At 61.6% G+C, this 25923-nt stretch carries 33 protein-coding genes; 18 read left to right on the forward strand and 15 right to left on the reverse strand.

Going from position 1 to position 25923, the window contains the following annotated elements; genetic code table 11:
- The first annotated feature begins 39 nt into the window (after positions 1–39).
- Positions 40–939: an acyltransferase gene (locus ACMGFM_RS08800; RefSeq protein ID WP_436902125.1), complete on the forward strand. Its 900-nt coding sequence runs from the start codon at positions 40–42 to the stop codon at positions 937–939.
- Here the strand turns inward: ACMGFM_RS08800 and ACMGFM_RS08805 are convergent.
- Positions 936–1520 (reverse strand): hypothetical protein, encoded by a 585-nt coding sequence (locus ACMGFM_RS08805; RefSeq protein ID WP_436902126.1) that lies wholly within the window; start codon positions 1518–1520, stop codon positions 936–938. The two genes, ACMGFM_RS08800 and ACMGFM_RS08805, sit on opposite strands and share 4 nt — an antisense overlap.
- 257 nt (positions 1521–1777) lie before the next feature.
- Between ACMGFM_RS08805 and ACMGFM_RS08810 the strand changes: the two genes are divergently transcribed.
- From ACMGFM_RS08810 to radA, 3 genes are all read left to right on the forward strand, one after another.
- Positions 1778–2197, forward strand: coding sequence for a universal stress protein (locus tag ACMGFM_RS08810; RefSeq protein WP_436902127.1), 420 nt, complete (start codon positions 1778–1780; stop codon positions 2195–2197).
- A gap of 48 nt (positions 2198–2245) precedes the next feature.
- Positions 2246–4186 (forward strand): heme-binding protein, encoded by a 1941-nt coding sequence (locus tag ACMGFM_RS08815; protein WP_436902128.1) that lies wholly within the window; start codon positions 2246–2248, stop codon positions 4184–4186.
- 132 nt (positions 4187–4318) lie between these two features.
- Complete coding sequence (radA, locus tag ACMGFM_RS08820) at positions 4319–5365, forward strand: DNA repair and recombination protein RadA (protein ID WP_436902129.1); 1047 nt, start codon at positions 4319–4321, stop codon at positions 5363–5365.
- A 113-nt stretch (positions 5366–5478) separates the two neighbouring features.
- On the opposite strand, the gene ACMGFM_RS08825 is transcribed toward radA, so the two are convergent.
- Positions 5479–6453 (reverse strand): CPBP family intramembrane glutamic endopeptidase, encoded by a 975-nt coding sequence (locus ACMGFM_RS08825; RefSeq protein ID WP_436902130.1) that lies wholly within the window; start codon positions 6451–6453, stop codon positions 5479–5481.
- Between the two features lie 51 nt (positions 6454–6504).
- Here ACMGFM_RS08825 and ACMGFM_RS08830 point away from each other — a divergent pair, with 51 nt between their 5' ends.
- Positions 6505–6645, forward strand: coding sequence for a hypothetical protein (locus tag ACMGFM_RS08830; protein WP_436902131.1), 141 nt, complete (start codon positions 6505–6507; stop codon positions 6643–6645).
- Here ACMGFM_RS08830 and thrC read toward each other — a convergent pair.
- Both thrC and ACMGFM_RS08840 read right to left on the reverse strand, forming a co-directional pair.
- Entirely contained in the window at positions 6639–7898 is a 1260-nt protein-coding gene (thrC, locus tag ACMGFM_RS08835) for a threonine synthase (RefSeq protein ID WP_436902132.1), read from the reverse strand. The genes ACMGFM_RS08830 and thrC overlap by 7 nt on opposite strands.
- Positions 7899–7953: 55 nt before the next feature.
- Positions 7954–8340, reverse strand: coding sequence for a DUF7522 family protein (locus tag ACMGFM_RS08840; RefSeq protein WP_436902133.1), 387 nt, complete (start codon positions 8338–8340; stop codon positions 7954–7956).
- 317 nt (positions 8341–8657) lie between these two features.
- Here ACMGFM_RS08840 and ACMGFM_RS08845 point away from each other — a divergent pair, with 317 nt between their 5' ends.
- The 5 genes from ACMGFM_RS08845 to ACMGFM_RS08865 all read left to right on the forward strand — a co-directional run bounded on the left by ACMGFM_RS08845 (position 8658) and on the right by ACMGFM_RS08865 (position 12112).
- Positions 8658–9239: an NADPH-dependent FMN reductase gene (locus tag ACMGFM_RS08845; protein WP_436902134.1), complete on the forward strand. Its 582-nt coding sequence runs from the start codon at positions 8658–8660 to the stop codon at positions 9237–9239.
- A 63-nt stretch (positions 9240–9302) separates the two neighbouring features.
- Positions 9303–10907 (forward strand): 2,3-bisphosphoglycerate-independent phosphoglycerate mutase, encoded by a 1605-nt coding sequence (gene gpmI / locus ACMGFM_RS08850; protein ID WP_436902135.1) that lies wholly within the window; start codon positions 9303–9305, stop codon positions 10905–10907.
- 38 nt (positions 10908–10945) lie between these two features.
- Positions 10946–11152, forward strand: coding sequence for a hypothetical protein (locus ACMGFM_RS08855; protein ID WP_436902136.1), 207 nt, complete (start codon positions 10946–10948; stop codon positions 11150–11152).
- A 96-nt stretch (positions 11153–11248) separates the two neighbouring features.
- On the forward strand, positions 11249–11635 hold the full coding sequence (locus tag ACMGFM_RS08860) for a universal stress protein (RefSeq protein ID WP_436902137.1): 387 nt from the start codon (positions 11249–11251) through the stop codon (positions 11633–11635).
- Positions 11636–11674: 39 nt separating this feature from the next.
- Positions 11675–12112 carry a CBS domain-containing protein gene (locus ACMGFM_RS08865; protein ID WP_436902139.1) on the forward strand — a complete coding sequence of 146 codons (438 nt, stop codon included), beginning with the start codon at positions 11675–11677 and terminating at the stop codon, positions 12110–12112.
- On the opposite strand, the gene ACMGFM_RS08870 is transcribed toward ACMGFM_RS08865, so the two are convergent.
- From ACMGFM_RS08870 to ACMGFM_RS08895, 6 genes are all read right to left on the reverse strand, one after another.
- Entirely contained in the window at positions 12113–12358 is a 246-nt protein-coding gene (locus ACMGFM_RS08870; protein ID WP_436902140.1) for a ferredoxin, read from the reverse strand.
- A gap of 37 nt (positions 12359–12395) precedes the next feature.
- Positions 12396–13112 carry a PDDEXK family nuclease gene (locus ACMGFM_RS08875; RefSeq protein ID WP_436902141.1) on the reverse strand — a complete coding sequence of 239 codons (717 nt, stop codon included), beginning with the start codon at positions 13110–13112 and terminating at the stop codon, positions 12396–12398.
- A gap of 38 nt (positions 13113–13150) precedes the next feature.
- Positions 13151–13591, reverse strand: a complete 441-nt coding sequence (locus ACMGFM_RS08880; protein WP_436902142.1) for an HVO_A0114 family putative DNA-binding protein — start codon at positions 13589–13591, stop codon at positions 13151–13153.
- Positions 13578–13877, reverse strand: coding sequence for a toxin-antitoxin system TumE family protein (locus ACMGFM_RS08885; RefSeq protein ID WP_436902143.1), 300 nt, complete (start codon positions 13875–13877; stop codon positions 13578–13580). Before ACMGFM_RS08885 ends, ACMGFM_RS08880 begins: the two co-directional genes overlap by 14 nt.
- A 269-nt stretch (positions 13878–14146) precedes the next feature.
- Positions 14147–14665, reverse strand: coding sequence for an HVO_A0114 family putative DNA-binding protein (locus ACMGFM_RS08890; RefSeq protein ID WP_436902144.1), 519 nt, complete (start codon positions 14663–14665; stop codon positions 14147–14149).
- A complete protein-coding gene (locus ACMGFM_RS08895; protein WP_436902145.1) occupies positions 14662–14970 on the reverse strand; it encodes a toxin-antitoxin system TumE family protein in 309 nt (102 codons plus the stop codon). Before ACMGFM_RS08895 ends, ACMGFM_RS08890 begins: the two co-directional genes overlap by 4 nt.
- A gap of 359 nt (positions 14971–15329) precedes the next feature.
- Between ACMGFM_RS08895 and ACMGFM_RS08900 the strand changes: the two genes are divergently transcribed.
- Positions 15330–15761, forward strand: coding sequence for a universal stress protein (locus ACMGFM_RS08900; protein ID WP_436902146.1), 432 nt, complete (start codon positions 15330–15332; stop codon positions 15759–15761).
- A 3-nt stretch (positions 15762–15764) separates the two neighbouring features.
- Here ACMGFM_RS08900 and ACMGFM_RS08905 read toward each other — a convergent pair whose 3' ends face one another.
- From ACMGFM_RS08905 to ACMGFM_RS08915, 3 genes are all read right to left on the reverse strand, one after another.
- Positions 15765–16970 carry an inorganic phosphate transporter gene (locus tag ACMGFM_RS08905; protein WP_436902147.1) on the reverse strand — a complete coding sequence of 402 codons (1206 nt, stop codon included), beginning with the start codon at positions 16968–16970 and terminating at the stop codon, positions 15765–15767.
- Between the two features lie 142 nt (positions 16971–17112).
- Positions 17113–18537: an FAD-dependent oxidoreductase gene (locus tag ACMGFM_RS08910; RefSeq protein ID WP_436902149.1), complete on the reverse strand. Its 1425-nt coding sequence runs from the start codon at positions 18535–18537 to the stop codon at positions 17113–17115.
- Positions 18538–18589: 52 nt separating this feature from the next.
- Positions 18590–18838, reverse strand: a complete 249-nt coding sequence (locus ACMGFM_RS08915; RefSeq protein ID WP_436902151.1) for a winged helix-turn-helix transcriptional regulator — start codon at positions 18836–18838, stop codon at positions 18590–18592.
- A 162-nt stretch (positions 18839–19000) separates the two neighbouring features.
- Between ACMGFM_RS08915 and ACMGFM_RS08920 the strand changes: the two genes are divergently transcribed.
- The 5 genes from ACMGFM_RS08920 to ACMGFM_RS08940 all read left to right on the forward strand — a co-directional run bounded on the left by ACMGFM_RS08920 (position 19001) and on the right by ACMGFM_RS08940 (position 22708).
- Entirely contained in the window at positions 19001–19864 is an 864-nt protein-coding gene (locus tag ACMGFM_RS08920) for an SDR family oxidoreductase (protein ID WP_436902152.1), read from the forward strand.
- A complete protein-coding gene (locus tag ACMGFM_RS08925) occupies positions 19861–20850 on the forward strand; it encodes a patatin-like phospholipase family protein (RefSeq protein ID WP_436902153.1) in 990 nt (329 codons plus the stop codon). Before ACMGFM_RS08920 ends, ACMGFM_RS08925 begins: the two co-directional genes overlap by 4 nt.
- 24 nt (positions 20851–20874) lie before the next feature.
- Positions 20875–21567: a haloacid dehalogenase type II gene (locus tag ACMGFM_RS08930; RefSeq protein WP_436902154.1), complete on the forward strand. Its 693-nt coding sequence runs from the start codon at positions 20875–20877 to the stop codon at positions 21565–21567.
- A 30-nt stretch (positions 21568–21597) separates the two neighbouring features.
- Positions 21598–22065, forward strand: a complete 468-nt coding sequence (locus ACMGFM_RS08935) for a cupin domain-containing protein (protein ID WP_436902155.1) — start codon at positions 21598–21600, stop codon at positions 22063–22065.
- Between the two features lie 61 nt (positions 22066–22126).
- A complete protein-coding gene (locus tag ACMGFM_RS08940; protein WP_436902156.1) occupies positions 22127–22708 on the forward strand; it encodes an NAD(P)/FAD-dependent oxidoreductase in 582 nt (193 codons plus the stop codon).
- Here ACMGFM_RS08940 and ACMGFM_RS08945 read toward each other — a convergent pair.
- Positions 22705–23718, reverse strand: a complete 1014-nt coding sequence (locus ACMGFM_RS08945) for an alcohol dehydrogenase catalytic domain-containing protein (RefSeq protein WP_436902157.1) — start codon at positions 23716–23718, stop codon at positions 22705–22707. The genes ACMGFM_RS08940 and ACMGFM_RS08945 overlap by 4 nt on opposite strands.
- A 119-nt stretch (positions 23719–23837) precedes the next feature.
- Between ACMGFM_RS08945 and ACMGFM_RS08950 the strand changes: the two genes are divergently transcribed.
- Together ACMGFM_RS08950 and ACMGFM_RS08955 are read left to right on the forward strand one after the other, a co-directional pair.
- Positions 23838–24143 (forward strand): putative quinol monooxygenase, encoded by a 306-nt coding sequence (locus ACMGFM_RS08950; protein ID WP_436902159.1) that lies wholly within the window; start codon positions 23838–23840, stop codon positions 24141–24143.
- 157 nt (positions 24144–24300) lie between these two features.
- Complete coding sequence (locus ACMGFM_RS08955; protein WP_436902160.1) at positions 24301–24657, forward strand: DsrE family protein; 357 nt, start codon at positions 24301–24303, stop codon at positions 24655–24657.
- Here the strand turns inward: ACMGFM_RS08955 and ACMGFM_RS08960 are convergent.
- The gene (locus ACMGFM_RS08960) at positions 24654–25799 is read right to left on the reverse strand and encodes an acyl-CoA dehydrogenase family protein (RefSeq protein ID WP_436902161.1); all 1146 of its coding nucleotides are present in this window, start codon (positions 25797–25799) and stop codon (positions 24654–24656) included. The two genes, ACMGFM_RS08955 and ACMGFM_RS08960, sit on opposite strands and share 4 nt — an antisense overlap.
- Positions 25800–25923 lie beyond the last annotated feature (124 nt).

Raw genomic sequence — 25923 nt, forward strand, 5'->3', positions numbered from 1 at the left:
ACGCAAGCAGGGAGTGTCCCTGCCCGGAGGGAAGCAGTCATGACCAAACGAGAGGTCGATGTACCGCCGGCGGTGCGCGAACAGATCGACAAGACCGTCGAAGAGATTGACGCTCGACTCGCGACAGAGGAGACCGCCGCCGTCGTCGGAGAGGTGCTCGCGGATCTATTCGGTGACTCAGAGGAGTACGGTCGCTACCAGCGCGGAGAGTCGTTGCCGTCGATGACGCGGATGCGCGTCCAGAGCTACGACCCGCGGAACGCGCTGGTCGAGACCGAACACTGGGCCGAGCAGGAACTGGCAAAACTGCGAGAGAGCAAGTGTTTACGCTATCTCTGGGCTGGCTTCGACCAGTCACCACTCTCGAACAACGTCGCGTTCGCGCTGCCGTTTCGCCAGATGCTCGCCGACCACCTCTTTGCCGACGCTGGCGAGAATTTGCGGCTGTTCAGCGGGATCAAAATCCAGTGTGGCCACAACATCGAGATGGGCGACAACACCGTCATCCACAACGATGTCTTGCTCGACGACCGCGGCAAACTGACAATCGGTGACCGCGTCTCGGTCGCAGACAATGCCCACATTCACACGCACGCACACGACACCGTCGACCAGACCGACGTGACCACCTACGAAACGATTCTCGAAGACGACGTGCGTCTGGGCTACGGGTCGATGATCAGTGCTGGCTGTCGAATCGGTGAGAACGCGATGATTGGCGCAGACGCGAAACCACTCGGGGACGTACCAGCCCACCATATCGCGGCTGGGTCACCTGCAAAAAGTGTCAAAATCAAACCCGGCTGGGAGTCGGTTGCGGCCGACCTCGGGCCACTGGAGGACAACCGGGAGAGTCGCCGTCTCAACCGGGAGTTCCCGGAACCGTACGAGGAGTACGACGAGTTCAACCGCTCGCTTTCGCCGCCTGGTGAGGGTTAGTCGCCGTTGCCGCGTGATTCCTGCGAGTCGTCGGTCGTGTTGACTGTATCGCCGCGCCACGAGTAGACGCTCGCCTCGTTGTCGCCGGCAATCGGCGTCGGGTCCGAGGACGTTCGCTCGTCGATGTACCCGGTGATATCTTCGAGTAACTGCTCGCTTGTCGCGCGGTCGGCCCAGCAGTGATACCCTTTCGCCGGGGTTCGGAGTTCGAGACGGTTCGAGAAGAAGCCGGTGTGGTAGGAGGCCCACGCGACGGCATCGTGGGGAATGCTGTAGGTCTCGTCGCCGTCTTCCTGGCCGACCAGACAGATTGTTCGGCGACCAGTAATCATGGTGACTGTGCCGCGGTTCGAGTCGGGAGAGACGGTGTTGTTCTTTGTCCCGAGTCCGATTCCTTTCTTGTTGTTCGTCAGGATATAGGCTGGACTCTCGCTCTCGTCGAGGTAGGAAATCGGGGCTTCGTCGGAGAGTCGGCCGTCCGAGAAGTCCCGCTCGTCGTCGGCGAGGAGGTCGGTGGTCACGGAGTCGTCCGAAACCATCTGTGCGATGAGGTTGGCGCGGGTGAGTGTCGAATCAGTCATGGCATATCTCGCAGTCGCGGCGGGCACGTCGATAACTGCGTCTCTACGACTGGCTGTGGACGGGACTCTGATGAAGCCTCTCCTTATATTCTCAGAGGTATTTGGGAACATATAATCACCACACCATCGAGTGGAAAACATATGTCCAATTATTCTTTCTAAAAAGACAACAAGTAATTCTCGGGGCGACAAGTGTACACTCCGGGGACAGTCGCGGATGGGAAAGAGTACTAGACCCATCGGCGTGTAGCGATAGTATGTACGAACAAATTCTTGTCGCGGTGGATGGCAGCGACCACGCGAGCACCGCAGTCACCCACGCGATTGGACTGGCCGAACAGTACGGCGCGACACTGCACGGGCTGTACGTCATCGAGACACGGACAGCCTACGACAACGCGATCATCAACCCTGAGGAGCGACGGGAGGCGCTTCACTCGGAGGGTAAGCGTGAACTCGACTCAGTTCGAGAGCGTGCGGAATCGGCAGGAGTTACAGTCGAGACCCAAATCGAGGAGGGTGTACCACCAGCGGAAATTCTCGCGTACATCGACGAACACGAGATCGACATGGTCTGTATGGGCGAGCGCGGCCAGTCTGATTTCAAGACGGTACTGCTTGGCAGCGCAACCGAGACAGTCGTCCACGAGAGTTCGGTTCCGGTCGTCGTCGTCTGAGCGAGAACAAACGAAACCATTGTTGGGTGTCCACTCTTAGGAGCGAGTATGCCAGATACACGCGACCCGCCGCCGACCGACGAAGGGTGGTATGCACTGCACGATTACCGGACCATCGACTGGGACGCGTGGCGTGACGCGACCGACCGCGAGCGCAAGCGCGCGCTTGCAGAAGTGACAGACCACCTCGACAGTCATCTCGCTGTCGAAGACGCCGACGCGGGCGACTCGGCGCTGTACTCGATTCTCGGCCACAAGGCCGACATTCTCATCCTCCATCTCCGCCCGACCAGCGCCCACATCGGCGCACTCGAACGACGATTCGAGCAGACGGAGTTCGCCCGCTTTACCGAACGAGAGACCTCCTTTGTCTCCGTGACGGAAGCTTCGGGTTACTCCGAGCGAGCGCGAGACTACTTCGAGGGCGAACTCGACGAGGATTCGGGGCTGTACAACTACATCCAGACTCGACTCAAGCCGACGATTCCCGAGGCGACGCACGTCTGTTTCTACCCGATGGACAAACGCCGCCAGCCAGAGCAGAACTGGTACGACCTCGGATTCGAGGAGCGAGCCGACCACATGGAGGCCCACGGCGACATCGGCCGCGAGTACGGCGGCAAGATCGTTCAGATGATTACCGGCGCAATCGCCCTGGACGACTGGGAGTGGGGCGTCACGCTGTGGGGCGACGACCTCACCGACATGAAAGACCTGCTCTACGAGATGCGCTTCGACCCGTCGACCTCGCAGTTCGCCGAGTTCGGGAGCTTCTACATCGGCCGCCACATCGAACCGAGTGACCTGCCCGCGCTGCTCGCCGGCGAGGTTGTCCCGACCGAGGGCGACGTGTCGATGGACGCCGACGCGGCCGGACCAGTCCATCCCGGCGCAGTGAGCGCAAATGGTGGCCACGGTGCCGAACAGGCCCACGAGAGCGAGCCAGATCACGACGAGCACGCCGAGGATGACGCGGCCGAGGCGGAAGAAGCAGACGACGACAGCGGCGGCCCGCCGATGGATGGCGGCGAGAGCGTCACCGAGGAGACCGACGACCTCGTCGGTCGACTCGGAAAAGTCGGGCTTCGGATGGGCGAAGACTACGACGACGGGAGTTTCGGACTGCTCCTGCACTCCGACGCCGACGCCCAAGAACTCGCCGATGAACTCGACGGACTGCGCGAGAACTTCGAGCACTACGACACCCACGTCACCTCTGTTGTCCGCGCACAGCAGGGCCGCTCGGCAATCGTCAGCATCTGGGACAACGAGCGCGCGGCCGACACCGCCGAGGGCTTTTTGACTGACTTGCCCGGTGTCGACGACGGCTATCGCGGGCCGCTCGGCGACGGAACCTCGGCGGAAACTGAAGCAGAGAGTGAGACAGACCACACCGGCGACGACGCCGAGGGCATCCGTGACGAACTGGCAGATCTCGATGTCTACGCCGGCCAGCCACACGGCGAGGACATCTACGCGCTGGTGCTGTACTCCGAGACTGACCTCGACGAACTGACCGAAGAAGTTGCGAGTATGAGCGACGGCTTCGACCGCTACGACACCCACGAGGGGACCGACGTGTACGACGACCCGGACAGCGAGCAGGCGGCCGTCGTCAGCCGCTGGGAGACCGCTGACGCCGCAAACACCGCCAGCGAATACCTGAGCGACCTGCCCGGAATAGTCGGCTGGGCCGACGAAGGCGACGGCTTCGAGACAATGGGAATGTTCTACACAGTCAAACCCGACTACCGCGAAACGTTCGTCGAGCGCTTCGCCGAGGTGGGTGAGCTACTGGCCGAGATGGACGGCCACCGCGACACTGCGCTGCTGGCCAACGTCGAGAACGAGAACGATATGTTCATCGCCAGCCGGTGGGACGCGAAAGACGACGCGATGGACTTTTTCCGCTCCGACGCATTCACCGACACTGTCGACTGGGGTCGGGGAGTGCTCGACGACAAGCCCCGGCACGTCTTCCTCGCGTAGCGAGGGGAGTCGTCTCGCTATCCGTTCTAAACGTTCGCACCCGACCACCGGCAGGACTGTCGTCGTTGGCCAGTTTCACTTTCACCATGCTGTTAACGGGGCTTTATGTACAAGGGGGCACAAGCGAGGAGTATGGCAACACAGGAAGACCTCGAAGAGCTGCCGGGTGTCGGTCCGGCAACAGCAGAGAAGCTCCAGGACAACGGATTTGACGGCTATCAGGGAATCGCAGTCGCGAGCCCGGGCGAACTCTCGAACACAGCTGATATCGGCGAGTCGAGCGCGGCAGATATTATTCAGGCTGCCCGAGAGGCAGCAGACATCGGCGGCTTCGAGAGCGGCGCAACGGTGCTCGAACGCCGGGAGCAGATCGGCAAGCTCACGTGGGGTGTCGACGAGGTAGACGAACTGCTCGGTGGCGGCGTCGAAACGCAGTCCATCACCGAAGTTTACGGTGAGTTCGGCTCCGGAAAGTCCCAGGTGACCCACCAGCTATCGGTCAACGTCCAGCTCCCGGCCAAACACGGCGGGCTGGAAGGCAGCGCAATCTTCGTCGACAGTGAGGACACTTTCCGACCAGAGCGAATCGACGACATGGTTCGGGGCCTCTCTGACGAAATCATCGAGGACACGATGGTACTCCACGAAATCGCCGAAGAGGGCGAAGCCGACGCCGGCAACGAAGAGCTATTGACCGAACTGATTGAATCGATTCTCGACAAGATTCACGTCGCGAAAGCCTTCAACTCGAACCACCAGATTCTGCTGGCCGAGAAGGCCCAAGAGATTGCGAGCGAGAGCCAAGACGACGAGTTCCCAGTTCGACTGCTCTGTGTCGACTCGCTGACTGCACACTTCCGAGCAGAGTACGTCGGTCGTGGTGAACTCGCCGAGCGACAGCAGAAACTGAACAAACACCTGCACGACCTGATGCGCGTAGGTGACCTCAACAACACCGCAGTCGTGGTCACGAATCAGGTTGCCTCCAACCCCGATTCCTTCTTCGGCGACCCTACCCAGCCAATCGGTGGAAACATTCTCGGCCACACGTCGACGTTCCGTATCTACCTGCGCAAGTCCAAGAACAACAAACGGATCGTCCGCCTGGTCGACGCGCCGAACCTCGCCGACGGTGAAGGCGTGATGCGTGTCTCCGGCGACGGACTCATCGAGGAGTAAACCCCTCAGCGGTTCGAGCTATGTCTGACGAGGCGGAGTGAAAGTGGTATTCGCGAGAGTAAATCACGCGACAGCGGAGGGCTTCGATCTGAAACGAGGGGGTCGGCTGCGCGCTACGAACGACGCCACAGGTCAGGTTTCGCGACCTGTTCGCTGACCGAAAACTCGCCGTTCCAGTTGAGCCAGCCAGCAAGCAGACCAGCACCGACGAGCAGTCCGACGAGCGCGACAATACCGCCCTCTGGGCCGAACTGCCCGCCGGTAACTGCCGACCCGCCAGCGTCGACGCCAATGAGGGCAACGCTGGTCGTCAGCCCGCTGACCGGGAGTCCAAAGACCGGCCCGAGGACGAAATTCCAGCCCGTGTGGATGCCGATAGGCAGCGCCAGCGAGTCCGTCAGGACGTATGCGCCTGCAAGAAAGAGGCCAAACAGCGTGATGATGAGCGTACTCGCCACGCTTGCGTTCGGGTTGCTGGCGTGGACGAGGCCGAACAACCCGGCGCTGACGGCTGCCGCGAGCAGCGTCGCAGTGCGACCCTCAAGCACAATTTGTGAGCCTTCTGCGACGTTGACCAGCACGTAGCCCCGGAAGATCAGTTCTTCGAGCGTCCCGATAGCGAGAAAGTACGCAGCAGCGACGAGCAGACCAACCGGCACCGACAGCCCGGCAAACAGCGTCCCATTTCGGGTGAGAAGAGTTCCGTCGAGGCGGCCGGTGGTGAGGAGGACGACTGCGACAACGGCGACGACCATTGCGGCACCAATCGCAAGCCCGACGCCGAAGGCTCGCCGCCACGCAGTATCGAGGTCGAGCCCGATATCACGGAACTGCCGGCGGTCGACAATCCAGGAGACAGCGAGGACAGCACCGACGAGTGCGAACAGAGAGGCAATCTCGGCGACGGCAGTCGGAATTGGGCCGAGGTCGCCGACGGCACTCCCGATGAGGAAGGCAACGAGGCCGAGCAAGAGCACGAACACCAGCACGATAATCGACGAGATAGCGAAGCGAAACGGGGCACGGAACCGCCGCTGGTCGGTGTTCCAGAACACAGCCGAAAGCCCGCGGCGAAGATTCTCTTTCATATCCGGTGTGTCGGGCGCAGTTACTTAACTCTCGGAGTCCTCTCCGACAGTATGGGGTCACTCCGCAAGAAACTCAAGCGAGCGTTCCAGCGAGCGATGCTCACACACGTCCCGGACCATCCGGCACACGGCGGCAACACCGGCGACGGAGAGTGGGACCCAGACGAAAAGGGTGACGACGCCGATCAGTGAGCGTCAAGATACTCGCGGACGCCCTCGGTTGTTCCCGGGACAGATTCGGGTTCAGAGCCGGCCTCGGCGGCGGCCTCGGGGTCTTTGAGCAGGTGGCCGGTCGTCAGGCAGACGACCTGTTCGTCGTCGCGGATAACGCCTTCCGAGCGGAGTTTGCGCAGGCCGGCAATCGAGGCGGCTGAGGCAGGTTCGACGCCGACGCCCTCTTCTGCGAGGTCACGCTGGGCCTCGGTAATCTTCTCGTCAGAGACAGCCGTGGCCGTGCCGCCAGTCTGGCGGATTCCCGGCAGCGCTTTCGGGGCGTTGACCGGGTTGCCGATGCGGATAGCCGTCGCGCGGGTCTCGACTTCGCCCCAGCGTTTGTGCTCGTCCCAGCCGTGTTCGATGGCTTCGGCCATCGGCGCAGCGCCAGCGGCCTGGACACCGGTGAGTTTCGGAACGTCCGACTCCTCGATTGCGCCGCTTTTGACGAGTTCGCGGAAACACTTGTACAGCGCGGCGGTGTTGCCCGCGTTGCCGACCGGCAGGACGATGCGGTCGGGGTAATCACCCTCCTCGTTGCGGAACTGCTCCATGATTTCCAGGCCGATTGTCTTCTGGCCTTCCAGTCGGAAGGGGTTCAGCGAGTTGAGGAGATACACCTCGCCGGCCATTGCCATGTCCTGCACGATGTCGAGACAGGTGTCGAAGTTGCCGTCGACTTCGAGAATGCGTGCGCCGTGGAGACTCGCCTGTGCAATCTTGCCAGCGGCGACTTTGCCCGCCGGAAGCAAGACGAGCGTCTCCATCCCCCCGCGTGCGCCGTAGGCCGCCAGTGCGGCGCTGGTGTTGCCGGTCGAGGCACAGGCGAGTCGTTCGACGCCGACTTTCTGGGCGACGCGGGTGCCGACGGTCATCCCGCGGTCTTTGAAGCTACCCGTCGGATTCATCCCTTCGTGTTTGACGCGCAGTCGGTCGACGCCGACTTCCTCTTCGAGGCGGGGCACGTCGTGGAGCTGGGTGCCGCCTTCGGGGAGGCTGACGCCGTTATCGACCGGCAGCGCCGCTGCGTAGCGCCAGACGTTGCGTTCGCCCTCGAAATCGTCCCACGTCGGGAGGTCGGCGTACCGGACTTCGAGCAGTCCCTCGCAGTCATCGCATGTGAACCGGACCTCCTCGAAGGGCGCAAACGTCTCAGAACACTCGATACAGCTCAGCCAGACGCCGTCGTCCCCACAAGGAGGTTCCTTCGCAGTCAGTTCGAGGTTAGCCATTACAGTTGTCTTGTCCCCACAAACCAAAAGTCAGGCGGTTACATACCACGGGCAATTATTCGTCGCCGTCCTGCAGCATTCGCTTGAGGGCTTCGGCAATCTCCTCGTAGCTTTGCATCGAGAGGCCGTCAGTCGTGATGAGGACGCCACGGCGGTCCTCGGCAACTCGGAGGAGGTAGCCGTTCTCGAAGGAGCGAACGGTGAACTTGCATTTGCCCAGTTCAGACTGCTGGTAGGCGTTCTGTGTCTCGCGGTAGCCGCGCCACTCGTGACCGACGAAGGTGTTGAGGTCGGCGTCCTGTTCAAGATCATCCCGGAGATACAGTTGGTCGAAATCGGACCGAGTGAAGTACGTGACAGAGCGGAGACTGTCGCCGGTGGCCGTGCGCGCAGTCGTGACGATGTTCTCCGCGAAGTCTTCGGAGAGCAGTTGGGAGGTCATATCCGAATCCACTCACTGCGGGCACATAATTCCGGTGGCACTCGGCCTCGGTCGTCGCTGTGTCGTACTTGTACGCGGCCGGTTAAACATAGAACCACAAACCGAGCGCTACTGTCATCTCTTGATTGGTCTCTCGTTGGTCCTCTCGACTGTCGGTATCGGCTATCTCGTCGTCTTCAACACCACGCTTGCGAACTGTCTGGTGATTATGGCAGGCCTTGGCCTGGGGCGGGTTGCCTTCTTGTACTGCCTTGGAAATGCCTCGTTCTGGGGATAGCTCCCCGTGACTATTTTTGGGACCCTCTCGAACGGAGTCTATGAGCGAGCACACACACGTCGCAGGACTCTGCGGCAGCCTCAGAGACGCCAGCTATACCCGGGTTGCGCTGGGCCACGCGCTGGATGAAGCAGCAGCTGTTGGCGCAACGACGACTCTGATTGACCTGCGGGAGTACGAGTTACCGGTGTTCGACCCCGACGACCGCGACGCCGGTGACGCCGACCGACTGCAGAAAGCACTCAGGGACGCCGATTCAATCATCCTCGGCTCGCCGATGTATCACGGGTCGTACTCTGGAGTGTTAAAAAACGCTCTCGATTACTCGGGATTCGACGAGTTCGAGAGTACGACTGTTGGCCTGCTTGGTATTGCCGGTGGCGGGTTTCCAACTGGGACAGTCGAGCATCTGCGGTCAGTCTGTCGCGCACTCAACGCCTGGGTACTCCCCCATCAGGCAGTCGTCCCGAACGCGTCAAGCCAGTTCGAGGACGGCGAATTTGTCGACGAAAAGATGGCAGAACGAGTCGCCGTGCTCGGCCAGCGGACAGTCGAATACGCGAATATCGAACCGGACCCACCCTCGTTCAGAAGTAGCGAAAACGTCGGCGGCGAAGACTGATTACTCGTCGCCACGATGCGCGCGTTCCGAAAGCGTCGTAGGTCAGCGACGCAACCGTCAGGTATGAAACTCGGACTCGTCGTCCTCGATGGCTGGGGACTCAATCCCGACGAGACGGCCCGTGACGCCATCGCTGCCGCGGAGACACCGACAGTCGACGACCTGTGGGAGACGGCCGCGGCTGGCCAACTCGAGGTCCACGGCCGCCGGGTTGGCCTGCCTGACGGACAGATGGGCAACAGCGAAGTCGGCCACCTCAACATCGGCGCTGGCCGCGTGCTCGTGCAGGAATCTGCCCGCATCACTGACGCAATTGGGCGGTGGCGCGGCGAGGAGCGCGGAGCGGCTTCACCGCCACGTCAGGAGGCCGTCGGTAGCACCGACCGCCCGTTCGATGACCCTGCCGACCCACCGCTCGACGAAAACGACGCGATTGCGGGCGCGCTGGACCACGTCGAGGAGACTGGTGGCCGCTTGCACCTGCTCGGACTCGTCAGCGACGGCGGCGTCCACTCCTATCAGTCACACCTGCACGCGCTGGTCGAACTCGCCGCCGACCGCGGCGTCGAGGCGACGACACACGCCTTCACCGACGGCCGGGACACAGCCCCGAAATCCGGCGCAGGCTATCTCTCGGAACTGCAGACCCACGCCGACGAGCAGGGAACTGGCCACGTCAGCACCGTCTCGGGTCGGTACTACGCGATGGACCGTGACGAGAACTGGGAGCGAACGAAGCGCGCCTACGACGCAATCGTCTCGAGAGAAGCGGAGTACACCGCCGAGTCGGCCGTCGCCGCCGTCGAGACAGCCTACGACCGCGAGACGACCGACGAGTTCGTCGAACCGACGCTGGTCGAGGGCGGCCATCCCATCAAGGACGGCGACGCTGTCATCTTCGTCAACTTCCGCTCGGACCGCGCACGCCAACTCACGCGGATGCTCGCCGACATCCAGCCTGCGTGGGAGTTCGACACCACGCCGCCAGTTGTCGAGTTCGTGACGATGACGCAGTACGACGAAACGTTCGAGTTGCCGGTTGCGTTCCCACCGAATCGGCCCGAGAACACGCTGGGTGCGGTGCTCGCGTCGAACGGTCTGACGCAACTGCGGATTGCAGAGACCGAGAAGTACCCCCACGTGACCTACTTCCTCAACGGCGGCCGCGAGGTCGAATTTGCGGGCGAACACCGCGAAATCGTGCCCAGCCCTGATGTGGCCACCTACGACCAGCAACCAGAGATGAGCGCCGCAGGAGTGACTGACAGCGCGACTGCCCACATCGAAGAATCGGACCCTGACGTAGTTGTGCTCAACTACGCCAACGCCGATATGGTCGGCCATACGGGCGACTTTGACGCCGCCGTCGCGGCCGTCGAAGCCGTCGACACGAATCTCGCTCGGTTGCTCGCCGCCTTCGCCGAGGCGGGCGCACACGCCATCGTTACCGCGGACCACGGCAACGCCGACGACATGGGCACGCTCGAACAGCCACACACCGCCCACACGACCAACCCAGTGCCAATTTTCTACCGCGGACCGGGCGGAACCGGCGACGGCCGACAGATCCGAAGTGGTGGCACACTCGCCGATATCGCGCCGACGATGCTCGAACTGCTTGGCGTCGACAGGCCTGCAGAGATGACTGGCGAGTCGCTTTTTGAATAGGCACAACACATACCAAGGAGTCACCCGAATGCTAGAGTATGTACGTCCCGTTCCACTCACAGACGCAGGCAAAAGACGCGATTGCCGCGGAGTTGCTCGACAAGGACGCTACCGAGGCAATCGACGAAGCCTACGCCGACGCGCTCGAGGCGACGGCTGGAATCGAGTCCCGCGCCGGCACTCCCGCGTTTCTCAACGACGAGCGCGAGACAGATATCGATATCGTGACTGGTGACGCTGAGTAACTCGTCGGCACCCAGAGTTCTGCCGTCCCAAAGTTGTTTGTCTCGAATTACCCCGTGAGTTCTAACTTATATCCGGATAGCACCCAGAGAGCGAGTATGACGAAAGTCCTCGTCGGCACGGACTCAGTACATACGACGGCAGCAGCTTGCGATTATCTCGACCCGCGCCTCGGAGAGGCAGATACAGTCGTGTTTGCGACAGTTCCAGAGGGGCCAGTTTCGGAGCGCGACGCCGGTGACGCCGGCAACGTTGCCCGAACACGACTCATTGAACCGACAGTAGAGATTCGCACTCCCGATTCATTGTCCGACGGCGAAACAGTGACAGAGGCTCTCCTGAGGTTCGCCGAGGAGTTAGGCGCTGACGAGCTACTGCTCGGGTTAACTCGCGGTGACCCAGAAACCGCGGGCGACCCGCCGGGGTCAACCGTCCAGCACTTGCTCGCTGAGACGACGCTACCGGTGGTTGTGGTGACCGTGTAAGCCACCGCCATTAAGAGACAGCCACCCGAAGATGGGCGTATGTCTGAAAAAGAGACAGCAGTCGAGGATATCATGAGTTCGCCGGTGGCGACAGTCACCAGCGACACGACAATCACCGAGGCAGCACAGACACTGCGAGAGAACAGTATCGGCTCGCTGGTCATCGGTGACGATATCATCGAGGGAATCGTCACCGAGACAGATATCGTCGCGGCCGTGGGACAGGGACTCGACCTCAATGCGACCACTGTCGAGGAAATCATGACCGACCCAGTCGTGACCGTGCGGCCACACGAAGCCGTCTACGTCGCTGGCGAGCGGATGGGCCACAACGCGGTGAAGAAACTGCCCGTCACAGAAGACGGGAAACCAGTGGGAATTGTGACGACGACCGACCTTGCGCACTTCTTCCCGCGCAACCGTATCACGATGGCCTCTCGGCCCGAGCGCGACGTCGACGAAGGTGAGTTCGAGTAACTACGGGATCAGTTGCTCACCGTCGTCGTCGTAGACAACGATTGCGTCGACCGGACAACTGCGCGCGGCAAACTTCGCGTCTAATTCCTCGCCGTCAGGAACTTCCCGAACGAAGATATCGTCGTCTGTTTCCTCACTGTCGGCCAGGTCTGCTTTCCCATCGTCCTCGTCGCGCTCGAAGGCGTCCCACTCCGCGGTACACTGGAACATCCCGATACACGTATCGCGGTCGAATTCGATTCGCATACCCGCAGTTAGCAAGCGAGTGGCAAAGAGATGGCGTTCACGAAGCCGCCGAACAGCCACTGTCGAGACAGCGCCGCCCCGACGCTGTCTCGAAGACTGGCAAGCCACAGTCACAGGTGCCGTCGTGAATCCCGGTCGGGAACGAGTACGCCGTCTCGCAGTCGGGATAGCGGTCACAGCCGAGCAACAGCCCGCCGCGGTAGAGCACGCGCAACTGACCTTCGCAGTCGGGACAGTCCCACTGGCGGTCGAAGGCTTCGCGAACTCGTTCGGTCAGGGATTCGCAGTCGGGACAGCAGACCAGCGAACAGCCCCGTCGGACGCGAACCCGGGGCAGACCACACTCCGGGCAGGTATCGTCGAGCACTGTCGCGTCGCGAGGAACGGGCACCGCTGTCTCACAGTCCGGACAGGAGAGCGTGCCGTCGCCCCGGAGCAGGTCGGTGTCGCAGTCCGGGCACTCCCCGACGGGGAGGCCGGCGTGGCCCAGCGTGTGGGCGTCGCGGGCGCTGGCGTCGTGGACTGTCACCGTGAGGGATTGGTCCCCGTCGCTGGCAGCGACAGTCCCTCCGGCGACAGTGACTGAGTCAGGGCGCGTCAGCCAGGCGACTGGCTGGTAACCGTCGGCGTCGTGGACGAGAACGGTGTTGTCGGGCTTGACGAGGACGATAAGGTCGCCGCAGTGTTCCTCTTCGCTCTGTCCCTCGAAGACGGCGGTACAGCGACCGGCGATGACGTGTGCTGTCTCGGGCATACGACTGCTGGTTGCGTGATTGGCTATAAAGATACGTGCTACGCGGGTGCTTCAGTATCGTCGCTGGCAACTGGTGCACAGACGGTGATGTCGAATTCGATACTGTCGTAGGGAACGAACGGTTGCTTTGCTTGACCGGCCTGACGAAATTTCACGATGCCGTATTCTGCAAGTAACCCGACATCATCGTGGACGACCGAGTAACTTCGCTCCAGTCGTTCGGCCAAGTTGGAAATGCTTTCCGCTGGCTCACCCATCAGCGAGCGAAGGAGTTCAAGCCGTCGGTCGGTCAACAACTCTCGAATCCCTGTCGCACTATCGAAAGAGAGGACAGCTTCGGTCTGTTCACCGGTCTCGGCCGTTCGGGCAGCGGCAAGTGCTTCATCGAAGGCCTCTTCTGAGGATTCAATCGTGATGCGAAGTGTCTCGGGATAATTCAGCTCTTCGGGGGCGGGGTCAGTATGGTTATCGTTGGGCATTGATCTGGCGCACCTCCTTTTGAAAACGAGCGACATGCGCTTCGAGTCCTTCGAACTCGATTCCAGTAACCTCGTCACCTTCGTGACGGTGATGCGGACCGACGGGGGAATCGTGAGCGTTGTCGTACCGAAGGATCTGCTCGTCTTCTTCCGGCGCGTAATACTGAAACCGGTAGTGGTATCCGCCCGGTTCAGTGGAACTTTCGACCGCAAACAGCCGGACTCGGGTAGCTTCCTCGCCATCGACCTGGAAGTTCCGATCAAGCACAACGTCGCCGTCAGCCATGTCGCTGTTCCTTAGTATATTCTATCATGTGATAGCATATAGTCTTATCGGCCCGGTAATCAACGTATCCTGCTGGACACAGGTCCGGAGATCTGCTAGTAGTTAGCTAGTGTTGTCGGGCTTGACGAGGACGATAAGGTCGCCGCAGTGTTCCTCTTCGCTCTGTCCCTCGAAGACGGCGGTACAGCGACCGGCAATGACGTGTGCTGTCTCGGGCATGGGACGTGCTGGTCCCGTGATTGGATATAAATGTACGTCGGGTTCGGAAGTCAGGCAGAGACAGCGTCATCAGTCGGCTGTGGCGTCGAGATCTCGAGACTGACCTCGATAGTGTCGTACGGAACGAACGGGCGTTTTGCACGCCCATCCTGTTCGTAGTGAACGATATCATACTCGGTAAGCACTCCTAGGTCGTCGTGAACAGATTTGACATCACGGTCGAGACGCTCGGCCAATCGCCGGATACTGTCCGGTTTATCAGCCATAACGCTCTGGAGTAGTTCGACACGGCGGTCAGTCAGTAGCGCCCGGAGATCACTTGGATTCTGGAAGTTGATGACGTGCGGTACGTCTTCCCCTTCCTCCCAGCGGTCAAGTCGGTCAAGGGCATCTCGGCGGTGGCTCTCTTCAGGTTCGGAAGTAATCCGTAGAACCGACGGATACTCATCGGTGTCACGATCTTCGAGAAAGCCTGCCTCTGTCTCATCTATCACGATTTCCTCCTCAGGGTCGGCGCTGTTGCTGTCATCGGGGCTACTCTGGGTGTTTTTAATTGGTTTGTCGGTCATGGTTGATCACCACTGCGGAGCGTGTCCATCCGCTCGTAAAATTTCCGGATATGATCTTTCGAGCCAGTATACTCGATATCGTCGTAGACACCACCGGATGTGTGGTAGTGGTGGCGATCCACACCCGGATGATCCGGAAAGTTGTCGAACCGTAAGAGAGTTCGACCATCTTCGGCCATGTACTGGAAACGGTATTTGATTCCCTCCGGATAATCGTCGCTTTGTGGGACTTCAGTTACGACCATCTCGTACCGTGACCCATCCTCGTAGGTGCCTGAGTCTTTGGAGATGACTGTCGATCCCATCGCTACGACTTATGTTGGCATAGTAGACCAACAGATGATAACTCTTTTTGTTGGTATAGGACACCAACATATCGATTCGGCAATGCTATCATGAGGCTCTACTAGTAGTTAGCTAGTGCTGTCGGGCTTGAAGAGGACGATAAGGTCGCCGCAGTGCTCCTGCTTACGGGCAGAACCCGTTCGCGTATCCGTGGCAGAGCCACGCTGGTCTTCTTGATGAGTTCTCTCGAAGACCGCTTACAGCGGCCGGCGATGACGTGTGCTGTCTCGGGCATACCCTCTCTGGCCCGGTGATCGTACATAAGGCTACGTCTGCGGGCGACCCCTGACGATATGTACCAGCGGGTGCAACCCGAACTATGGCTCCATCGCACGTGCTCGTTCCCCTTGACGGCTCACCGCTGGCCGACGCGGCACTCGACGAGGCGCTCGAACTCTTTGATTGCCGTGTGACCGTGCTGAACGTGGTGACCCAGCTCGACACGGCAATGAGCGAAGGCGGGGTGCTCGAACCCGGTGAGAAGCGGCGTGAAAGCGCGCGGGAACGGGCGGACCATCTCGTCGAGCAGACACGAGAACGCGCTGACGAGGTCGGCAGAACGGTCGAGACAGCCGTCGAGACTGGCGACCCGGCCGAGGCTATCCTCGCCTACGTCGATGCCCACGATATCGACCGGATAGTGATGGGCAGTCACGGTGGCGAGCGGGCCAACATTGCCCGCCGGTTGCTTGGCACAGTCGCGACGACTGTCGTCGGCGAAGCGCCGGTCACCGTCACCGTCGTCCGCTGAGGGTTACCCGCCGAGGACTGCAGCAAAGAGTTTGTACAGTCCGAATCCGACCGCGATAGAACTGACAAGCGTAATCACCCAGAACGTCAGCGTTACGCCAATTTTCCGCCGGGAAACACCCGCAGAGCCACCAGCTAACCCGCCGCCGATAACGCCGGAGATGATGATGTTGTTGAACGAGATGGGAATCCCGAGCGCGATGGCCAACTGCGCAATGATGAACCCCGGGACGAGCGCGGCAATCGAGCGCCGGACACCCAACTGCGCGTACTCACGCGATGTTGCCTGGAGCAGTTTGGGCGCACCCATCCACGCGCCAGCGAGGATTCCGGTTGCACCGAGAGCCAGCAGTACGATTCCCGGCAGGCCAAGTTCTGTCCCGTAGAGGTTTTCGAGCGGTCCGGTCGCCAGTCCGACCTGACTGCCACCGCTGGAGAAGGCAACGACACTCCCGAGAACGACGAGGAACGTCCGGATGCCGCCTTCTGCCGAGTTCTGTGTTCGGCGGCGCATCACCTGGAAACTCAGCGCTGCGACGGCAATCGTGACGAGTACTAGCAAGGGGTCAATGCCCGCAAGTGTCGGCGTCTCAATCAGCCTCGCGACAAACGAGGCGACGGAATTTTGCTCAACGCCGGACGATGACGGGATAATCGATAGTTGGACATTTGCGACGATGCTGCCGACGACGGCCGCAAGCAGCGGGATACTGAGTGTTTCGGGAATATCGTCACGGCGAAGCAGCGTTGCAGTCAGGTAGGCAAGCCCACCCGACACGGGAGGAACGAGCACCCAGAACGTCGCAATCCGGCGGTAGGTATTGATGGCGGGGTCGCCGCCCAGCGAGAGCCCCACGCCGACCATTGCGCCGGTCGTGGCAAACGCCGCGGGGACGGGATAGCCGGTATAGACGCCGACCACCATGAACGACGTTGCGGTCAGCAGGCCCGCCGTTGCCGCCAGCGAGGTGATCTGGACGCCGTTAATCAGGCCCGCGCCGACGGTTTCGGAGATTGCGCCGCCCTGAGCCAATGCGCCAAGTGCGGCGAGGATGCCAACCAGAAAGGCCGCCCGCATCGTCGAAATAGCGTTGGCACCAATCGCCGGTGCGAACGGTGGCGAGTTGCTGTTAGCGCCCAGCGCCCACGCCGTTGCGAGGCTGGTAACTGTCGCCAGCGCGACGAGCGCCCAGAACAAGATCCCAGCCACCGTCAGTCTCCTCCCCAGGGCTGCCGATGAGTCATGTTCGAGAGTTCTCTATGGGCTCGAATAAAGCTTCCCGTGAATCGCAGGACGAACAGCGCAACTCGAGCGCGAATGGACGCCATGGAGTCTGGCCTGCTGTGTCGGCTCAGTCCGCCAGTGAGCCGTTGAGCACCTTCGCCGCGACGAGAATCGGGTCCCACACCGGGCTGAACGGCGGTGCGTACGCGAGGTCGAACCGTTCGAGTTCGTCCACCGTCGTCTCTTTGTGCAGCGCCGTTGCGAGCGTGTCGATTCGGATGGCTGCGCGGTCTTCCCCGACAATCGTCCCCCCGAGCAGGCGTCCGCTCTCGCGGTCGGCAGTCAGCGTGACCGTCGTCTCGGCGTTGCCGGGGTAGTAGCCAGAGCGCGACCCGGCGGTAATCGTCTCCGAGACGGGGTCGAACCCGGCTGCTTCGGCCCGGTCATGGTCGATAACTCCCACGCGACCACACTCCAACTCGAAGGCTTTCAACACGGCTGTGCCAGCAATCTCGCCGACCGGCGCGGGGTCGTCAGCGACAGTCTGGCCGATTGCCCGGCCCGCACGGTTGGCCGTCAGGCCCAGCGGCACCCACTCTGAATCGCTGGTGACGGCGTGGGTCTTCTCCGCGCAGTCTCCGGCGGCGTAGACACCATCGACCGCAGTCTGGCCGTACTCGTCGATAGTTATCGCACCCGAGTCGCCGAACTCGACGCCAGTGTCTTCGACAATCTCGGTGTTCGGGCGGATGCCGATACCGACCACTGCCAGATCCACCTCAGTGGTGCCGTCGTCGGCGACAATTCGCTCGACGCTGCCCTCGCCGTCAATGGCTTCGACTTCGGTGTTCAAGTGCAGGGTGACGCCAGCGTCGTCGAGAGAGTCGACGAGTTCGTCGCCGACGGCCTCGCCGAAGGGCGGCGCGGGGCGCTCGGGCCGCTGGTAGAGATGGGTTTCGAGGTCCCACTCGCGGAATGCCTCGGCCATCTCGACGCCGACGTAGCCGCCGCCGACGATAGCGACGGTTTCGGGTGGCTCGCGGTCGAAGTATGGCGTTATCTCTTCGAGGTCCACGTAGTCGGCGTCGAGCACCGACTCGTCGGCCTCCTCGGGCGGTGTGAGGAGTGCGCGCAACGCCGCCGCCGAGTGCATGTGGTGAATCGTGAACACGTCGTCGAGGTCCGCACCCTCGATTGGCGCAGTCACCGCCCGCGCACCGGTGGCAATCAGCAGGTCGCCGTAGGGCTGTTCGGTGGTTCCATCGCCGGAGTCGACGGTGACGGTCTGACGCTCCGGGTTGACAGCGGTCACCTCGTGGTGGCGGTGGAGGTCGATACCGCGCTCGGCAACCTCCGTGGGCGTGAGTGAGAGCATCGACGCGATAGAGTCTACCTCACCCTTGATGTAGTAGGGCATCCCACAGTGGGCGTAGGAAATCCAGTCGCTTTTCTCGTAGACGATGACTTCCCGGTCGGGGTCCTCGCGTTTGCACTTGCTCGCGGCGCTCAATCCCGCGGCGTCACCGCCGACGACGACAAATGGGTCGCTCATAGTTGCAACTCACACGGTTGGGTGGTAAGTGTTGGTGAGCGAACGGTAGCCCCTACTCCTCGGCGAGCGAATAGAGCGTCTTTCGCGCGTCGATGACGGAACTCCGGGAGCTAACGATGTCAGCATCCTCGAGTTCAGACAGCGCAGACCGGACGGTTCGGCCCGCCAGCAGCGTCTGGTCGGCCAGTTGTGGCTGGGTTAACTCCCCCTCGTGTTCGAGCGTCTTGGCGACGAGTTTCGCACTGGGTGGCAACTCTGACAGCGCGGCAGTCGCATCCTCGGAGCGCGACCGATGTGCCATATCCTATACTGTGTCGGATTGCACAATAATGTTTCCCGGGGTGCGCGCCGGACCTACACAACCGCGTAGCTGGTAGCGCGGACCGGGCATACTGTCGTCGACCCACTCGGACCAGCCTGCGTTAACTACGCTTTTTATTTGTGACTGTGACGATATACAACTATGACCGACGACGATGTCGACCTCGCGCCACCTGAACTGACCCGCGAAGACCTGCTGGTCCTCGACGACCCACGATTCACCGAGGACACGACAGCGCTCGTTACGGGCGCAGCCTCCGGAATCGGACAGGCAACTGCGGTCGCACTCGCTGCCAACGGCCTCACTGTCGTCGGGGCCGACATCGACACCGAGGGGATGGCCGAGACCACAGCACTCGTCGACGAAGTCGGTGCCGAAGGGACATTCGAGGCGGTCGAGACAGACCTGACGAACGACGAGGACGTGGGGGCAGTCGTCGAGGCCGCCGCCGAGTACGGTCAACTGCGCTACGTCGCCAACATCGCCGGGATGCAACACATCGATTCTATCGCCGAGTTCCCGATGGAGAAATACGATATGCTCCAAGACATCATGGTCCGCGCACCGTTTTTGACCGCACAGAAGGCCATCCCACACATCGAGGCGACCGACGACGGTGTCGGCGCAATCGGCAGCATGTCGTCGGTGCACGGCCACTTCGCCACGGAGCGCAAGGCCGCCTATATTACCGCCAAACACGCACTCAACGGACTGACTCGCTCGATTGCTGCCGAGGGTGCGGGGACGCTCCGTGGCTTCTCGGTCTCGGTCGGCTACGTGCTGACGCCGCTGATGGTCAACCAGATCGAGGATACCGCCGAACAGCGCGGCATCTCCAAACAGGAGGTCATCGAGAACGTGATGCTCGGACAGGCCCGGACGAAAGAGATGATGACGCCCGCAGAGGTGGCAAATCTCTTCACATTTGGTTTCTCCCGGCACGGCAAACATCTCAACGGCGGCGATATGCTCTGGGATGGCGGCTACACGACAACCTATCAATGAGCCCGGAGCAAGATGCGGACACACAGTCCACGAACATCGCCATCGCCTGTCAGGGTGGGGGCAGTCACACCGCGTTCACGGCCGGCGTGTTGGCCGAACTGTTCGAGAACTGGGACGAAGAAGACGAACTGGTCGGCATCAGCGGCACCTCCGGCGGTGCGTTCAACGCCCTGGCGGCGTGGTACGGACTCGTCACCGGCGACGAAGCGAAGGCCGCCGGCATCGTGACGGACATCTGGGCAGATATCGCGGTCGACGGGCCAGCAGACCGCGCCACGAACAGCTGGCTGACGACGCTGTCACGGTTCGAGGGGGCCGGACTGCCGTTGCCACGTATGAGTCCCTACCAGAATCCGTGGTCTGAGATGGGCAAAGACCGCGTCCGGTCGATTCTCGAACGGCATATCGACTTTGAGGAGATTCCCGGCTACTGTAAGCGCACAGCCCCAGAACTCGTCGTCGGGACGGTCAACGTCAACGCCGGCGTCTTCGAGACGTTCACGAACGAGGATGTCACGGTCGACGCGGTGCTAGCCTCTGCGGCGGTGCCGACGCTGTTCGAGGCCGTCGAAATCAACGGCCACTACCACTGGGACGGGCTGTTCTCGCAGAATCCACCGATTTACGACCTGATGCACCAACCGCCAGAGCGCAAACCCGACGAACTGTGGGTCATCCAGATTAATCCGCAGGAACTCGAGGGGGAGCCGACGAGCCTCGACGAAATCACCAACCGCCGCAACGAACTCTCGGGCAACATCTCGCTGAACCAGGAGCTTCGGTTCATCGAGCGGGTCAACGAGTGGGTCGAGTCGGGGACACTCCCGGCCGAGCAGTTCAAGACGACCGAGATTCACCGTCTCCAGATGGAGCAGGGCTACGACGCATCGACGAAACTCGACCGCGACCCCGAATTCATCGAGGAACTGGTGACCGAGGGTCGAGACAAAGCCGCAGCGTTTCTCGACGAGCGGGCGGAGTCTTAAGCAGTCCCACGATGTAGGCAGAGTATGGCAGAACAATTCGACGCTGACCGCGTCCAGACTGTGACGTTTGACTCGTACAGCACACTCGTCGACGTCGATGCTGCCGAACAGGCACTGGCCGACCGAGTTGCGGACCCCAAGCCAGTCTCGCGACTCTGGCGGACACGCTCGCTGGCCTACACCTTCATCGCCAACCAGATCGACGCCTACCAGCCCTTCTACGAAATGAACCGCGACGCCCTACAGTACGCACTCGATGCCTACGGCGTCGATATCTCTACAGAAGAGCGCGACGAAATTCTCGCGGTCTACCACGAACTCGACGTGTTCGACGACGTTCGCGATGGGGTCCAACACCTCGTCGACGAGGGATACGACTGCTATGTCATCTCGAACGGTAATCCGGAGATGCTCGATTCGATGGTGAAACACGCCGACATCGGTGACCTGCTCGAAGACACCATTAGCGCCGACGAGGTAGAGACGTTCAAGCCGGCGGCGGAGATTTACCGCCTCGGCGCGGCCCGGACCGGCACGCCAATCGACCAGATGGCTCACGTCACCGCTGGCTACTTCGACGTGCTCGGCGCCCAACACGCCGGGATGCAAGGTGTCTGGCTCAACCGGAAGTCCCGGCCGTGGGAGACGTTTGGTGGCGACCCCGCGCTCACCGTCGAGTCGATTCACGACGTGGCCGACGAACTGGCCGACCAGTAGATTCACGGGCCAGTCCTGCGATGTCGAGGTATGGAGAAGGTCCGAATCGAGGATGTCGACCGACGAGTCGACGCGTCGACGGTGCAACGGCCGCTGACTCGCGCGCTCGGCGCCGAACACCTCTCGGTGAACTACTACGAACTCGACCCGGGCAACAGCCCGGCCTACGGCTACCACAAACACGAAAAACAGGAGGAAGTCTTCGTCGTCCAGCAGGGTGAAGTCACCTTCGAGACCGAAGACGGCGATATCGTCGTCGAGGCTGGCGAAGCTATCCGGTTCGGTCCCGGCGAGTACCAGCAGGGCGTGAACACGGGCGAGGAACGAGCAATCCTGCTGGCGCTCGGTGCGCCACAGGACGGCGGTGACGTCGAGATTCTCCGGGAGTGCGAGACCTGCGGCGAGCGCACGCCGACGACGGTGGAGTTGGCCGAAGACGGCGTCCGGAAGGTTACCCGCTGTCTGGAGTGCGAGTCGATTACCGGTCGGTTCGAGTGACCGGAGGGGGTTACAGGAGTGTTAGTCCTATTTTTATAACCTATCCGAGTGAATGGAACCTATGAGCGACGTACTCATCGTCGGCGGCGGCCCCGCCGGCCTCAGCGCAGCACTGTTCACGGCGAAAAACGGCCTCGACACGGCTGTCTTCGACACTGACGGGACGTGGATGCACAAGGCACACCTGTTCAACTACCCCGGTATCGGCTCTGTCGACGGGTCGGTCTATCTCGAAACCCTCCGTGACCAGGTCGACGATTTCGGCGTCGAACGCCATCAGGAGACTGAGGTCACGGGCGTCGAGTCGACCGACGACGGCTTCACCGTCAGCACCGAGGACGGCGACCACGAGGGCGACTACGTCGTGCTCGCGACGGGAGCAAGCCGCGACCTCGCAGAGAGCTTGGGTGCCGAGTTCGACGACGACGTTGTCGACGTCGATGTCTCGATGGAAACGTCAGTCGAGAACGCCTACGCAACCGGTGCGATGGTGCGTGCCGAGGAGTGGCAAGCCGTCATCTCCGCTGGCGACGGCGCGGCCGCTGCACTCAACATCCTCAGCAAGGAGAAAGGCGAACACTTCCACGACTTCGACGTGCCCGCCGACGCCGAGGCGCTGTTCGGGTCGATGGGCGAAGACTAGACAGTCACGACGAGTTTGCCGACGCTGTCGCGCTCTTTCATCGCTCTGAACGCGTCGGCCGTCTCTTCGAGCGGATAGGTGTCGTCAATGTTCGGCGCAAGCTCGTCAGCGGCCGTCAGGTCGACAAGTCGCCGGAGGTCATCTTGTGTGCCCATTGTACTCCCGATGATCTGTTTGTGGCCCAGGAAGAGTCCAGTGACGCCGATTTCTGAGCGTCCGCCCGCGGTCCGGCCACAGACAGCCATGCGGCCGCCGCGGCGCATGACCGACAGGCCGAGGTCGGTGTATTCGCCGCCGAGGTGGTTCATCACCGCGTCTGGCTCACCAACCTGTTCGACTGCGGCCTGAATTGTGTCTGGGTCGGTCGCCTCAATTGCGTGGTCCAGTCCCAACTCTTCGACAGTCGCGAGTTTCTCCGCCGAGGAGGAGGTGCCGACAGTATTTGCACCCAGTACGTCGGCAAGCTGGACGCAGGCGACGCCGACGCCGCCGGTTGCGCCCGGCACAAAGACCAGATCGGCCGGTCCGACCTCGGCCCGGCGGAGCATGTGGTAGGCAGTCATGTACGCCGTCGGAATCGCGGCGGCCGTGGGAAAGTCGACCGAGTCGGGCAGTGCAACCAGTCGGTCGGCTGGAACGGTGGCTTGCTCTGCGAGGCCACCATGGAACAGCGAGAACGATTCGCACAGGTTCTCTGGTCCCTCCCGACAGAAGCGGCAGTGGCCACAGGTTTCGTTCGGGCAGAGGACGACACGGTCACCCTCTTCGACGGTCGAGACGCCATCGCCGACCGCTCGAACCTCGCCGGCGACGTCGAGTCCGCTGACGAACGGGAGGTTGTCGCCGCTGACCATTGCCGAATCCCCGTCGAGAATCCAGAGGTCGTGGCGGTTTATCGAGCACGCGCGAACGTCGACAACTGCCTCGCCGGGGCCCGGTTCGTGTGTTGGCCGCTCGACAATTGAGAGACCCTCGGGACCGACCAGTTCAGTGAATGCTGCAGCACGCATGCCCTCCGGTTCCGTCGTGAGCACAATAACGATACCGGCGCAGGTGTCGAAATCGTCGCGGCTACGTAGGAGGCAGGCACCACAGCTATATCCCGGTCGCGGTCGACATCACGGACGCAATGATCGTTGTTCACGCAACCTTTCCGATCGACCCAGACGAGCGCGAGCGCGTGCTCGACCGTATCGATGAACTCCAAGAACACACCCGCGAGGAACCCGGCGTCATCGAGTACACTGCGTCCACGGACGTCGAAGACCCGAATCTCCTCCGGTTCACGGAGCGCTACGAGGACGAGCAAGCGCTTGGCGCACACACCCAGACAGACCACTTCACAGAGTTCGCGGCGATGTTGCCAGAGATACTCGCCGGCGAACCCGAGATAATGCAGTACGACGTCGCTGACGCAACCGAACTCGAACTGTAACGTATCGAGCGATTGTCCACCGTTGCTGACAGTCGTTTCCGAGGGCGACGGGATAAAATATCACCAGCAGTGGACCGGATAAGCGTTCCTCGCGAGCGCAGTTGGTCCGCAGACTCGCCCAACGGTAGTATACGCTCCGTACCTATCGAGGAGTGCAATGGCAAACGCAGCAGTTGTTATTCTGGCAGGGACAGAGGGTCACGAGAATCTCGGCCGACTCGTCAACGGCCTCGAAACGGCACGCGAGTTCGCCGAAACCGACGGCGACGACGTCAAGCTGATTTTTGACGGCGCAGGGACGCAGTGGATTCCTGAACTCGAAGACGAAGACAGCGACTATCACGACCTCTACACCGCAGTTCGTGACAACGCCGCCGCCTGTGACTACTGTGCCGGGGCGTTTGGCGTCGAAGCGGCTGTCGCCAACGCTGGCGTCGTTGCGCTTGATGACCACGACGGCCACCCGAGTATTCGCTCGCTGGTCGACGACAACTACGAGATTATCACGTTCTAAAGCAACTCGCCGGCAATGATATTTTTCTGAATCTCGCTGGTTCCGTCGTAGATTTTCGTGATGCGAGCGTCGCGGTAGAACCGCTCGACATCGTGGTCTGAGACGTAGCCAGCGCCGCCGTGAACCTGAAGCGCCTCGTCAGTCACGTCGACAGCGTGCTCGCTGGCGAACAGTTTCGCCATGCTCGCGAACCGAGTCGCGCGCGAGGGGTCGCCAGATTCCAGTGCCGCAGCGGCGCGGTAGGTCAGCGACCGCCCCGTCTCGACGGCCGTCGCCATCTCGGCGAGTTTGTGCCGGATAGCCTGGTACTCGCGGATTTTCTGTCCACCTTGCTCGCGTTCGTTGGCATACTCGACAGCGGCGTCCAGCGCTGCCTGGGCAACACCGGTCGACTGGGCGGCAACATCAGCGCGTGCCGGTCCGAAAAACTCCATCAACTGGTAGAAGCCGCGGTCAACCTCGCCGATGACATTCTCGGCAGGCACGCGCAGGTCATCGATGACAATCTCGGCGGTATCCTGTGCGTGAATACCGAGTTTGTTCGTGATGCGCGTCGCGTCGTACCCGTCGACATCGGTCGGCGTGAGGAAGGCCGTGATGCCCTCGTGGCCCGCCTCGGGTGTCGTTTTCGCCATGATAATCGCCACGTCGGCGACGGTGCCGTTGGTGATCCACATTTTGTCGCCGTTGATGACGTACTCGTCATCCTCCTTCTCGGCGCGTGTCTCCATTCCCGCGACATTCGAGCCGTGAGCCGCCTCGCTAATCCCCGTCGCAATGGGTGTCTCGCCGGCCGTGATTTTCGGCAGCCACTGCTCGCACATCCACTCCTCGCCGTACTTCAGGAGCATCTCAGTCCCGAACCGGGCGGCAGCAATCGACCCCCCAATGCCCGGGTCAGCGCGCCACAGCTCCTCAGTGATAAGCAGTTCCGCGAGGTGGTCCATTCCCGCGCCGCCGTACTCCTCGGGCACGTTCGGTGCGACGAGGTCCAGGTCACCGGCCGCAGCGAGCAGCTCTGCGGGGTAGCGCTGCTCGGCCTCGTACTCGGCGGCGACGGGGCGAATCTCGTTCTCGCCGAAGTCTCGGACCGTCTCGCGGATTAATTTCTGTTCGTCTGTGAGTGTGAACGGTGTGCTCATAGATCAAAAACGGGCTGAGTCCGAAAAAGCGTGCCGGCAAGCGCGGGCGGCACTGGAGCAGGCCACAACTCAGGCATGGCTATTGGGTTTGGGAGAACTGAGGAACAGACGTCGCGTCAGTGTG

The organism is Halovenus halobia (assembly GCF_051414135.1).
GTDB lineage: Archaea > Halobacteriota > Halobacteria > Halobacteriales > Haloarculaceae > Halovenus > Halovenus halobia.